General features: G+C 29.0%; 10 protein-coding genes and 5 tRNA genes. All 15 read right to left on the reverse strand.

What is annotated here, in order from left to right; translation table 11 throughout:
• Positions 1-355: 355 nt before the first annotated feature.
• The gene (locus tag ACZ5SO_RS01550; RefSeq protein WP_464626309.1) at positions 356-1,273 is read right to left on the reverse strand and encodes a carbohydrate ABC transporter permease; all 918 of its coding nucleotides are present in this window, start codon (positions 1,271-1,273) and stop codon (positions 356-358) included.
• The gene (locus ACZ5SO_RS01555; RefSeq protein ID WP_464626310.1) at positions 1,263-2,198 is read right to left on the reverse strand and encodes a carbohydrate ABC transporter permease; all 936 of its coding nucleotides are present in this window, start codon (positions 2,196-2,198) and stop codon (positions 1,263-1,265) included. Before ACZ5SO_RS01555 ends, ACZ5SO_RS01550 begins: the two co-directional genes overlap by 11 nt.
• A gap of 71 nt (positions 2,199-2,269) precedes the next feature.
• Positions 2,270-3,598, reverse strand: a complete 1,329-nt coding sequence (locus ACZ5SO_RS01560) for an ABC transporter substrate-binding protein (RefSeq protein ID WP_464626312.1) — start codon at positions 3,596-3,598, stop codon at positions 2,270-2,272.
• 222 nt (positions 3,599-3,820) lie between these two features.
• On the reverse strand, positions 3,821-4,303 hold the full coding sequence (locus ACZ5SO_RS01565) for a GNAT family N-acetyltransferase (protein ID WP_464626313.1): 483 nt from the start codon (positions 4,301-4,303) through the stop codon (positions 3,821-3,823).
• Positions 4,296-5,264, reverse strand: coding sequence for a D-alanine--D-alanine ligase family protein (locus ACZ5SO_RS01570; protein WP_464626315.1), 969 nt, complete (start codon positions 5,262-5,264; stop codon positions 4,296-4,298). Before ACZ5SO_RS01570 ends, ACZ5SO_RS01565 begins: the two co-directional genes overlap by 8 nt.
• Before the next feature lie 8 nt (positions 5,265-5,272).
• A complete protein-coding gene (locus ACZ5SO_RS01575; protein ID WP_464626317.1) occupies positions 5,273-6,262 on the reverse strand; it encodes a D-alanine--D-alanine ligase family protein in 990 nt (329 codons plus the stop codon).
• The gene (locus ACZ5SO_RS01580) at positions 6,255-7,505 is read right to left on the reverse strand and encodes a KamA family radical SAM protein (protein ID WP_464626318.1); all 1,251 of its coding nucleotides are present in this window, start codon (positions 7,503-7,505) and stop codon (positions 6,255-6,257) included. Before ACZ5SO_RS01580 ends, ACZ5SO_RS01575 begins: the two co-directional genes overlap by 8 nt.
• 276 nt (positions 7,506-7,781) lie before the next feature.
• Positions 7,782-8,681: a DMT family transporter gene (locus ACZ5SO_RS01585; protein ID WP_464626319.1), complete on the reverse strand. Its 900-nt coding sequence runs from the start codon at positions 8,679-8,681 to the stop codon at positions 7,782-7,784.
• 85 nt (positions 8,682-8,766) lie between these two features.
• A complete protein-coding gene (locus ACZ5SO_RS01590) occupies positions 8,767-9,528 on the reverse strand; it encodes a methyltransferase domain-containing protein (protein ID WP_464626320.1) in 762 nt (253 codons plus the stop codon).
• Positions 9,529-9,613: 85 nt separating this feature from the next.
• Positions 9,614-9,685, reverse strand: a tRNA-Gly gene (locus ACZ5SO_RS01595).
• A 32-nt stretch (positions 9,686-9,717) separates the two neighbouring features.
• Positions 9,718-9,799 (reverse strand) — tRNA-Leu (locus ACZ5SO_RS01600).
• Between the two features lie 16 nt (positions 9,800-9,815).
• A tRNA-Lys gene (locus ACZ5SO_RS01605) sits at positions 9,816-9,888 on the reverse strand.
• 20 nt (positions 9,889-9,908) lie between these two features.
• Positions 9,909-9,982, reverse strand: a tRNA-Arg gene (locus ACZ5SO_RS01610).
• A 1,388-nt stretch (positions 9,983-11,370) separates the two neighbouring features.
• A tRNA-His gene (locus ACZ5SO_RS01615) sits at positions 11,371-11,442 on the reverse strand.
• Positions 11,443-11,869: 427 nt separating this feature from the next.
• Positions 11,870-12,217, reverse strand: a complete 348-nt coding sequence (locus tag ACZ5SO_RS01620) for a hypothetical protein (protein WP_464626321.1) — start codon at positions 12,215-12,217, stop codon at positions 11,870-11,872.

A 12,217-nucleotide genomic window follows, 5' to 3' on the forward strand; every position in this document is an offset into this window, starting at 1 on the left:
TATTAAATTGTCAACGTTTTTTTTAATTGTTTTTTAATAATTTGAAAATATAATTTTAATGTTTGCAATAAAGGTCAAAATTTCTGTATTTTTTAACTAAAAATAAACAAGTGAAAAAAAAATGATGCAGTTTATAATTTTATTAATAATTTTTTTATGTATTTTGAAAGTATAGAATTATTGATTGAATGATGAATACTAAAATAACTATTTCAGAATTGTTTAAACTATATTTATATAAATGTATATTGCTTTCGAATATAAAAATAAAGAAAACACAATTTAAACATAAAAAAGCCTATCTTTAATAATTAATTACTAAAGATAGGTTAAATTTTTGAAATTTTATTATAATTTATTTATTTGATGATAGGGCATATCCACTCATAAATGAATTATATAAGAGAGCAAATATTATTAAAGGTGGAATTATTGTAATTATTGCCCCTGTCATTACTAGATTCCATTGTATAGAATCACCAGCACTTTGGATTGCATTTAATCCAACTTGTATTACTTGGGCACTATCATGCTGTATTATAATTCTTGGCCAGATGTATTGATCCCAAATATAGACAAATTGAATTAGAGTTAGAGCCCCAATTGTGTGGATACTCATTGGGATAAGAATTCTAGTTAAAAATTGAAAAGAATTAACACCATCCATTTTAGCAGCATCACAAATGCTAATTGGTATTGATAGAAATTGTTGTCTAAATAAAAAAACTCCAGTTGCTGAGGCTAGAAAGGGTAAGATTATAGCAATCTTTGTATCTCCCATACCAAAACCATATTTTGTTGGAGCAAAAAGCAACTCCATTGGATTTAACATCCAAATTAAAAATTCTTTCATTGAAGAAGCAGGGGCATTACTTACAACTTCGAATAATCCTAATATTAATATTTCAATTGGAAACATTAATGTAATTATTATAAATGTGAATATAATTTTTTTGAATCTAAAGTGATAGAATACTAAAGCATTAGCTGCAAATAGTGATAATACAATTTTTCCACTAGTTATAACAAAAGCATAAAAGAGTGAATTTAACATATATGTGTGCATATGATAATCTATCCAAACATGTTTTAAATTTGAAAAAAATGATGTTCCAATTAAAAGCGATGGGCTCGTAACTTGGACTAAAGATTGTGTACTCTTTATAATTGTAAAAACTAATGGAAAGCAGACAATAAAAACTGAAATTATTAGAACTATATGTATCCAAAGTGGATCTTTATTTTTTGAAATTTTATCTTTTTTAAACATCATAATTAACCCTCTTTCCTAATAGTGAGAATTGAAAAATTGTAATTATCATTACAATTATCATTAAAACAAAGGTTTCCGCAGCTGCAAAACCCATATTAGAAGAACCACCAAATCCATCTAAAAATATTTTATACATTAGAGTTGTTGTTATTCCAACATTATCCATCAACGGTGGTTGCCCCATAGGTCCGCCTCTAGTAATTACATCAATAATTGCAAAAGAATCAAAAAGGCTATATGTAATATTTGTAAATAAAAGAAAGAAAGATGTTGGACTTAAGAGAGGAAATAAAATATGAACAAATTTTGAAAATCTTGAGGCTCCATCTATTTCTGCTGCTTCAAGGGGATCTTTTGAGATATTTTGTAAAGCAGCTATATAAAATACTATATTGTATCCTAGGTTTTTCCACACAGCTGCAAATACTGCTACAAAAAAAGCAAGATAAGGATTTGTTAACCAACCTGGTTTTATATTAAATATTGACTCTAAAAAAATGTTTATTACACCAACTTCAGGATTAAATATAAATGAAAAAACTGTTCCCGCTACTGCAGGAGAAAGTGCAAAAGGCCAAATTAATAATAATCTATAATATTTAACTCCTTTGATTTTTTCACTAGTTAAGATGGCTAGAAACATTGAAATTCCCAACCCTAATGAGACAACTAGGATAGAAAAGGCCACTGTTTGAATACAAGTTTGAATAAACCCTGGAGAGAGTGCTCCAATGAATAAGTTTTTAAAGTTTTCAAGTCCAATAAATTTTCTTGTCCCCAAAATAAAATTACTTCTATAAAAAGCTAATATAAAAGTTTTAATTGCGGGGTAGTATATAAATATAATAAGAACTAAAAAGGTTGGAAATAGATAAAGATATGGGATAACCTTTCCTTTGAAAATAGCATTTTTATTTTGATTCATTATGATTCCTTATTTAAAAAACTATCAGGCAAATTAAAATTAATTCACCTGATAATTAGTTAATAGTTTATTTAGAAATTTGCGTTGTATTCTTTTATTTTTGCATTAGTTAAAACTATAGCTTCATTCATTGCTTTTTCAACATTTTCACCATTAATAATTTTAACAAGAGCTTCTTCAATATATGTTCTATGGTCATATACTGTACCACCTAAAGCTCCAGCAGTTGCTTTATTGGCAACAGTATCAAGTAGTTGATTAAAGGCAACAGTTTGTAAAGAATTAGTTTTGAACCAACCTTCTTTATCTAATTGATCAACTGATGATTTTCTAACTGGGTAATATCCCGATAGTTTGTGCCAAGATACCATGTTCTCAGTATTTGTCATGTATAGAATAAAGTCTCTAGCTCCTTCCATTTCCTCTTGTGTGTGACCCTTTGTTAACCAAATTGAACCACCACCAATTACTGTACCATTCCTTGTTGTACCGTCGGCAATTGGAAGCATTCCTACATTTAAGTCAAATTTACCCTTAGCACCTTCACTAATAACATTAATATCTCCTGTTGAAGTCATGTGATACATAGCTTTTTCGTTTGTAAAGATATTATCTGAACCACCCCAATCTTCAACTTTACCAGTCCATGCTAATAGTCCTTTATCTGATAAATCTTTATAGAATTGAGCAACTCTTAAGCCAGCTTCTCCACCTAATAAAGCTTCTGTTGCTCTACCATCACGACCGTTACCGTTGTTGTACATATATCCACCTTGTTCAGCAACTAGTTCCTCAAAGAACCAAGCATGGATTCCGTCTGTATATTTAGCATCAGTAACACCAGCAGCTTGAGCTCTTTCTAATGATTCAATTACGTCTGAAAAAGTTTTTGGAGTCCAATCTCTATCGTAACCTGCTTGTACTAACATATCTGTATTAATATATAAAACAGGAGATGAGCTATTAAATGGAATTGAGTTAACTTTTCCATTGATTGTATAGTAATTTAATACGGGTTCAATATAATCAGATGTATCAAATTCTCCAATATCACTTATTGGCATAAAAATACCTGAATCATAAGCAACTTGTGAACCAGCTTCCGCAATATGGACTAAAGTTGGGGCAGATCCTTGTCTATATGCTAAAAGGGAAGCTTGAAGTGTATCACGGTAGCTTCCTTTGTTTTCTTGTGTTACGTGGTATTTGTCTTGCATATTATTAAATTCTTGAACACGATCCTCAATCCACTGTCCTCTTGCATCTCCAAAAATGTGCCAAAAAGAAACTTCAATTGGAGCCTGTTCAGTTTCTACAGTTTTTACTTCTGTAGAACCACTTGCAAAAATAGTTGAAACAGTTATCGCTAACATTAAAATAGCTAAAATAAATTTTTTCATTTTTAAATTCTCCTAAAAAATATTTATTTAAATCTACTTTTAAAATGTTAGGATTGTATAAGGTAGAAATTAATTTATTATTAATATTAAATTTTGAATTATCTGTTTAATTGGAGAAAATGGTTTTTGATTTTTAAAAAAGTTTAGTTTTAGATGAAAAACACACTTATTCAAAACAATAATTGCTTAGAATGAGTGTGTCATTTTTTATTTAATGAAAATTTATATTATTTTAGAATAAATTAATTTGTGATCGTTTTCTTTATAGAAATTCCTTAGTTCAGCTTCTTTTATATACCCATTATTTTCGTAGAATTTACGAGTGGGTTCATAAAGGTCACTTGAGGAAGTTTCAATATATATATGATGGCCATTTTGTTTTGATATTGTCTTTTCTGTTTCTTTTAATATTAAGGAACCATAACCATTTCTTTTTAAGGATGTATCTACTGCTATCCAATACAAATCATAACAGTTATTAGTTGCTTCGATATATCCAAAGCAACTGTAACCTAATAGTTTAAATTCTTTTTCTAGGAAAATGAATTGATATGAGCTTTTTTCTTTTCTATGAATTTTATCTCGAATCAAGGATATAGCTATATTAACTTCTGCTTTTGTAAAAAATTTAGATTCTTCTAGAATTCTTTGAATATTTAGTTCATCACTTAATTTTGGAGTTTTTCTAAAAGTAATATTAGTCATCAATTGCCTCTGTTATTATATACTTTATTAATTGGCCCTGTGAAAGTCCATATTCTTTTGCACTAGCTACAAATCCGCTATCGTGAGTTATGCATGGGTTCATATTTACTTCTAAAACATAAGGACTGTTATTTTCATCTACTCGAAAATCAACTCTCATATATCCTTTTGAACCAAGATGCTTATAGCATTTAATACTAAGTTGTTTTAATTGTTCTACTAAATAAATATCTGAATTGTCTATTTTAAAAGTTCTTTGAGTATTTTTATATTCAAATGAAGCTTCATCCCATTTAGATTTATAGTTTAAAATTTTTGGTTTATCTTCAGGAAAGTTAATAAATTCCATCTCTGCTATAGGCATTGAAACAATTTGTTTATTTATTTTCAATACAGATACACTGAATTCTCTTCCTTTTATATATTGTTCAATAAAGAGGTTGGGGTGATTTTTTACATAGGTTTTAAGTTGTGTTTCATCTTTAAAAGTTGTTACACATTTGTCATCAATTCCAAGAGAAGCTTCACCATCTTTAGGTTTAATAATAACTTCATTATTAACTAAGAGAGGATCAACTATTTCTATATTAGATGAATAGTATCTAGGTGTGGGAATATTAAGTGATGTGAAAAAATGTTTTTCACCCACTTTATCTCCCGTCATGAAAAGAGAAAAAGCATTAGCTCCTGTATACCTTATTGAAGCTTTAGAAAATAGTAGGGGGGGTAAATGAAGAGTATCACTTCCTGCTAAGGTTTCTACAAGGTTAAATATTAAATCAGGTTTAATCTTATCTAGTAACTTTAAATTTTTTTCTAAATCAAGTGTAAAATTTTCGATTATAGTACTATGACCCATCTTGTTTAGGGCCTCTTTTATTTCTAATGCTTCGATAAGAGTATCTTGTTCATCTTTAGTAGGTGAACAAGATATTTCATCAATAAAGATTAATATTTTCATAAATTCTCTTAATTTATTGCCTCAAGTCTAAATGTAGCTTCATCCATTATCGAATCAATTAATTGTTGAAAACTAATTCCACTCAATCTACACATTATAGGAAGGTCTGAATCATTAGGATTTAAGCCTGCTAAGGGATTAACTTCAAGAAAATGAACCTTACCCTTAGAATCCATTTTCAAATCCATCCTCCCTCCATCTCTACAGCCTAGAGCCTTCCAAGCGTTGAGAGCAACCTCTTCACATTTTTCTTTTACCTTACCTTCTTGTAAAGAATATCTTACACAAGATAGATAATCGCTTTTACTCTTATATGAATAGATTCCATTATCACTTGATTTATCAATTTCAATTTCCATAGTTGCTATTGCTCTTGCTCTTTTTCCTTCTCCTAATATTCCAACTGTAAATTCTCTACCTTCTAAATATTTTTCTACAAGTATTGGTTGGTTAAAAATAGTAATTTGTCTTTTAACTTCTTTTTCAAGTTGTTTTTGGTTTTTTACAATTGATTTATCACTAATACCAATCCCGGTCCCTCCAAAAAGAGGTTTGACAAATAGAGGATACTCTATCTCTAAATTATTTAAATCGTCTATTTCATTTACAACAGCGAAGGGAGCTGTTGGTATATTGTTCGATGCTATAATTGTTTTAGCAATTGATTTATTTAGACAAATAGATAGGGTTAAAGATGAGGAAAATACATAGTCAATTCCATAAGCTTCTAGAAGGGCAGGGACTTGAGATTCTCTTGAGGGGCCAAAGAGTCCTTCACATATATTAAAAACTAAATCTACCGTTTTGCCATCACTTAGAAAATTTACTAAATCATAAATATTTCCAATTCTAATTGTGTTGTATCCATATTTTTTAAGTGCCTTTTCAATGGCAATTATTGTTTCTAAACTATCTAATTCAGCAACGACTTCAGCAGAAAAGCCCTGTTTTAAATAGTCATCTTTTAAATCGTATGTTAGTCCTATAGTTTTATTCATATTGTGAAGCCTTTGTGTCAGGATAGCTATATTCTTTACCTCTAAAATTATAAAGATGAATACTATTTTTATCCTTTGATTTAAAATAGTTAGGAAGAATTGGAATTTTACCACCACCTTTGGGAGCGTCAATTACATATTGAGGAACAGCATAGCCACTAGTAAAACCTCTTAAACTATGAATAATTTCTTGGCCTTTAGCAACGGAAGTCCTAAAATGTTTAGATCCAATTATAGGATCACATTGGAATAAATAATAAGGTCTTATTCTAACTTTTAACAATTCATGCATAAGAGAACCCATTACTATAGGATCATCATTTACACCTTTTAATAAAACAGTTTGAGAACCCATAACAACACCTGCATCAGCAATATCATTTATAGCTCTGCTAGATTCTACAGTTATCTCATCTGGATGAGTACAGTGTATGCTTAAATACAAAGGTTTATATTTTCTAAATATATTTAATAAATTGTCGGTAATTCTTTGAGGGAGAACCATAGGAACTTTAGTTCCAATTCTAACCATTTCTACATGTTCAATTTTGAAAATATTATCAAGCAAATAGTCTATTTCATTATCGCTCAACGTTAAAGGATCTCCACCCGAGATTATTACATCACGGACTTCTTTATGTTCTCTAATATAGTTAAAACCACTTTCCCAATGTTGTTTTAATTCTTGAGTGTGACCATCAACCATATGTGATCTAGTGCAGTATCTACAGTAGCAAGAACAAAATCCTGTTGTTAAAAATAAAACTCTATCAGGATATCTGTGAACTATTCCTTCTACTGGAGAAGTTTCTTCTTCAGATAAAGGATCTTCACTCTCTCCTTTGCTTACAATTAGTTCATTAATTGTTGGAATCATAGTCTTTCTTAAAGCAGAAAATTGATCAGATAAATCAATTAAACTTAAGTAGTAGGGAGTAATTGCGAAAGGACAGTGAGTACTATCAATATCCATTGCTTTTTTCTCTTCATCACTCAGTGTTAAGAATTTAGAAATTTCTTTGTAGGTTGAGATACGGTTAGCGATTTGCCATTTCCAATCATTCCACTGAGAAGTCGTTATTGTAGGGTAAAATTTAGCCCTAAATAATTTTGTCCTATCACTTTCAAGATTTTTTTGGAAGGATACCACGGGGTAGTCAGAATCGTATTCAATTTGTCCTGATTTCTGTTCTTTTTGATCTTGGCGAGAATTGCCTTGAAGAGTATTTATGCTATATTCCATAACATTTTACCTTCTTTAAAATGAGAGCCTTTATAAGTAGGTGACACTTACAACAAATGTTTAATCTACCTCAACTCTAGTTGGTTGCAATGTAGTCCTGTTTTGGAAAAAAATCAATCTTTTTTTTTGTTTTTTTACAACTTTTTTTATAAAAAAAATCATAGGTATTTTTTATAATTTTAAGATGCGTTTTATTAATATTAGTTGGGTATAATTTCTAGTATTTTAGATAATTTAAACCTTAGTAAAATTTCTAAATGACAGATGATTTTTATGCTATAAAAACATCATCGAAACGCCAATAACGGAAACAATTGTGCCAACAATTTCTAAAATTTTTACATGTTTTTTTAAGAAAATTAATTCATATAAAAGGATAAAAATAGGGCTAATTTGAACAATAGCAGTTGCTAGGCCAATAGGAGAATAATTAAAGGAAGTTAATAAGAGTGACATTCCAATAACTGGTCCACTGATAGTAGCGATTAAAAGTAGATATAAGTTTTTCTTACCTTTGAATGAAATAAAGTCTTTTCGAAATTCTTTTCTAAAGAAGATGGCAAAAATAGTTGCTGCAATTAGGCCTCCTATCATTCTAATTGCATTAGTGCTAATAGGGCCAAGAGTACTCAAGGCTCCTTTTGCAAGAATATTAGAGGTTGCTTGGAAAATGGCTGCAAGCAAAGCAAATGTTATTCCTTTGATTTTATTTTTTTTCTTCTTAAGCTCTACTTCTTTGTTTTGATTTAAAATTAAAATTATAACACCTGATAAAGTAATTAAAATTGCAAAAAGTTGTACTGCTGTTAATACTTCATTAAAGAATAAAAAAGATAGAATAGTGTTAAATATAGGATTTAAAGTCATGATAACCATTGCTTCTCTTGGACCAATATTTGTAAAAGCCCAAAAAGAGAAAGAATCGCAAAAGAAATATCCAAGTATTCCAGAAAGTAATAAAATTAACCAATTAAATAAGGATGCTTGAGCAAAAAAGTTTCCTTCACCTATTAATGCCATAGCTATAATTATTGGGACTGCTATCCAAAGTCTAATATGTACTGTTGCTCGTGTTGAAACATTTTTTCCTAGGTATGAGTATATAATAGAGTTTTCAGCGTATGTTAAAGCAGCAATTATAGCAAGTATTTGTCCAATTAGTAGATTAGGTATCATTAAAGAATCCTTTAGATTTCAATATCATTAATCTTAGGTATCATAAACGCATAATGCTTTGTATTCAATAAGGGGTGGTTATCTTTTAATGTTTTTGAGCTACTAGAAGAAATCTATGTTCATTCGCAGCAATATATCCTGTTTTGTTAATTTCTTTATCAATTTTTTTTAATTCTTTTAGATTGTTTTTTACTGAAAAGTTTGGAAACTCCCATTTGATAATTTTTGCAAAGTATATAAATGCTTTAGTATCATAGAATTTAATAGGATTAAATTCTTCTTTTGCTTTAATAACTTTGAAATTATATTTTAGAAAATTCTTACTTACAGTTTTTAAGTTATTATTTAAATATAGGGGAGTAAACTCAGGGTTTATTAATTTAGAAAACGCATAATCGTTTAATCCACCAACTTGTTGTGTTATAAATAATCCATTCGGTTTTAGTAATCTATAAACCTCTTTAACAGAGAATGCTTCATGACGATTTATGATAATATCAAACTGTTGGGATCTATATGGGATTTTTTCATCATCTTCAATAAATTTGACACAAATTCCAAGTGGTTTTAATTTTTTTAAACATAATTCATAATTTTCAAGAAAGCCTTCTGTAACAGATGTTTTGTTATATGGATGATTTAAGGAAAGAAGGAATTCACCACCCCCTGTTCCCATATCTAATAATTCCATTTCACTCTTTAGATATTTCTCTATTATTTGTTTATAATCCCAAGAAGTTTTCTTTGTTTCCATTCTCCCCTCGAGGTAGGAGAAATCCCAACCAATAAAGGGTTTTTGTTCTTCTTTTATCCAATCAATTATTTTCGAATCTATACTTTTTACCATTATGATTAGCCTTCAATTTAAATTTAATAAATTAAGTATAAAGTGAGAGAATAAAAAAAAGCAACTCTAAAAAGAGTTGCTTTGTAGCGAAAGACGGGACTTGAACCCGCGACATCCACCTTGGCAAGGTGGAGCTCTACCACTGAGCTACTTTCGCAAATATATATAATTGCACTAAGCAATTTGTAGTGCGAGAGGGGGGACTTGAACCCCCACACCTTACGGCACTAGAACCTAAATCTAGCGTGTCTGCCAATTTCACCACTCTCGCATATAACAATTTCAATTGAGCCGCAAAGGGTTCGAACCTTTGACCCACAGATTAAGAGTCTGTTGCTCTACCAGCTGAGCTAGCGGCCCATCTAAGGCATTAAGTATATTGCGCTCGGAAGGATTCGAACCTTCGACCTGCGGATTCGAAGTCCGACGCTCTATCCAGCTGAGCTACGAACGCCAGAATTTCAACCATCTTAATCGTTGCAAATCAATTCTAACTTAACGACAAGAGTGAACCTATCACATTTTAGGATAAGTGTCAATAATTTTAAAAAAGTATTTTTATACCACTATTTGTAACAGTAAAAGATGTAAAAAATGCCACCTTAAGTGACTATATTCAAATAATTATTTAATTCTCTGCATAGTAAATAATTATCTTTACTATATAGTTAGAAGATCAATATTTAATATTGTAGATTTAAATATTAAAAAATCATAGAATATTTTTTTACTTTATTTTCAAATTTAAAAGTTTTTGATTCTAGTAATTTAGGTGAGAGAATATGATGAGTTACAATTAGTTTGTGTTTTTGAATTTCATTTTATAATTAAAAAAAAGTAAAAAGTGCTGCAATTTGCTACCATAATGAATTTAAAAAGTGCTACCATAAAGAATAGGGAAAAATTTTGATATAATTCTTTGTTTTATAACTAAATAATAGACCTGAAAAAAGCTTTATTTTTTACTTCATATGCTTTTTACTGAAACCTAAAGTTTTTCTGCTTAATTATTTTTGTCTCTTCATTTAAAAAAATAATAACTTTAGAAATGAAATTAATCCAATAGCTTGGGTTTATGGAAAAATAAAAAATAAGAAAATATCAAATTTATTCAAACTTGGTTAAAAAAATGCTAGAGAAGCTCCTACCAAAAACATCTAATATGTTCTAGTGGTTGATTCATCTAGTACTACTAATATAATTAATCGATAGAATATAGTAGAGAAATATAATTTAGGGGCACTCAAAGACTAAGCAATTACAATTGAATAAGAAGTAAATACTCATAAGATTATAGATATATGTAGAGGCCTATGAAAGATAGAAGAATGATTTAGAGTAATAGAATAAGAAGTAGATTTTAGTTGGAATGTATTAAAAAAGAGGAATTTTACAAAAATACAGAAAATTTTAAAAATTAAATAAGCACTAGGGACATTTTTTTTGGAATTATTGCCTATATTACAAGTAATTAACTCATCTAGCTGCAAAAAGCAACATATCACTATTATAAATTAAAAACTTTAAAAAAGAAGGAATGCCTTGTCAACTTTATCTCGGGTTAACAAGACCAGGTTTTGACGAAGCTTCCTTCTTTAAGTATTAAGGTTTACTCCAAATAGTTAACTTAGCAATTAAAAGTGTTTTGAAATTTGTTATACACTAATTGCATAAGATATTTTACCAAATTTATTTTGGTTGTCAATAATAAAAATTTAAAGTTGATTTTAATTTAGAGTGGTTGTTTTTTTTGTCTTTGTTTAGATTAATAATTTTTTAGCTAAACTATTTTTATAAAATAAAAAAAATCGTAGTTATAAAAACTACGATTAATTTTAAGAGGGTGGATGACGGGACTTGAACCCGCAACAACCAGAACCACAATCTAGCGCTCTACCATTGAACTACATCCACCATGAAGCCTTAAGGAATAAACCAAGTGGCTCAACGAGGCATACAATGCCACATTTTAGAGGTTTTTGTCAATATAAATAACTAAAATAATTTTAAAAATTGTAAATTTATTTAAATAGTAGAGTTTAAGAATAAGATTTATGTATAACTAAATAAAATAGAGAAACATTTTAAGACTTTGTGAATCTAACAAGCTTTAAATTGTTTACTAGATAGCCTTGTATTTTAAAAATAAGTGCTTAGTTTGTTTAATCTGTAAATATTTATGATATTGTTAAAAGTTTTGTTTTTGGTGCGTTGTTAGTTAAAATAAAAAAACTCCAAAGTATTTCAAAAAATATTTTGTCTACTTTGGAGGTACCATATCAAAATATAAACTTATGGAGTTTTTTTTAAAATTAATTATATAGTAAAGAAAAATCAAATTTTAGTTTTCAATAAGACCTGATTCGCTACTAAAAAGTAATGAAGTTGGAACTACATATAAATTTAAAATATCTTCTTTAGAAATAGGGACTCCTCCAGCTTCTAAATTAGTTAAGAATTCTTTGGCATCTTTTTTGTCTTTTATATGAGAAAAAATAAGAAGCTTTTCATCTTTATGTGCATCACCACCACTGAAGAACCCACTAAACAAGCTGAATTCACTCTCTAGGCTGTGATTCAAATTCATAGCATCCCAAACTGAAGCTGTTTGAATTCCAGCGCTTTGAAGTGCTAAAAAAACATCTTCTTTATAATCCAAATTAGATAATGAAATAATTAATAAATTCAT

The sequence above is a fragment of the Pleomorphochaeta naphthae genome, from assembly GCF_055396005.1.

Excerpts from the sequence above, each read along its gene's own strand:
- ACZ5SO_RS01555 (WP_464626310.1), bottom strand. The coding sequence starts at position 2,198 with ATGAATCAAAATAAAAATGCTATTTTCAAAGGAAAGGTTATCCCATAT.
- ACZ5SO_RS01560 (WP_464626312.1), bottom strand. The coding sequence starts at position 3,598 with ATGAAAAAATTTATTTTAGCTATTTTAATGTTAGCGATAACTGTTTCA.
- ACZ5SO_RS01585 (WP_464626319.1), bottom strand. The coding sequence starts at position 8,681 with ATGATACCTAATCTACTAATTGGACAAATACTTGCTATAATTGCTGCT.
- ACZ5SO_RS01575 (WP_464626317.1), bottom strand. The coding sequence starts at position 6,262 with ATGAATAAAACTATAGGACTAACATACGATTTAAAAGATGACTATTTA.
- ACZ5SO_RS01620 (WP_464626321.1), bottom strand. The coding sequence starts at position 12,217 with ATGAATTTATTAATTATTTCATTATCTAATTTGGATTATAAAGAAGAT.
- ACZ5SO_RS01580 (WP_464626318.1), bottom strand. The coding sequence starts at position 7,505 with ATGGAATATAGCATAAATACTCTTCAAGGCAATTCTCGCCAAGATCAA.
- ACZ5SO_RS01550 (WP_464626309.1), bottom strand. The coding sequence starts at position 1,273 with ATGATGTTTAAAAAAGATAAAATTTCAAAAAATAAAGATCCACTTTGG.
- ACZ5SO_RS01565 (WP_464626313.1), bottom strand. The coding sequence starts at position 4,303 with ATGACTAATATTACTTTTAGAAAAACTCCAAAATTAAGTGATGAACTA.
- ACZ5SO_RS01570 (WP_464626315.1), bottom strand. The coding sequence starts at position 5,264 with ATGAAAATATTAATCTTTATTGATGAAATATCTTGTTCACCTACTAAA.
- ACZ5SO_RS01590 (WP_464626320.1), bottom strand. The coding sequence starts at position 9,528 with ATGGTAAAAAGTATAGATTCGAAAATAATTGATTGGATAAAAGAAGAA.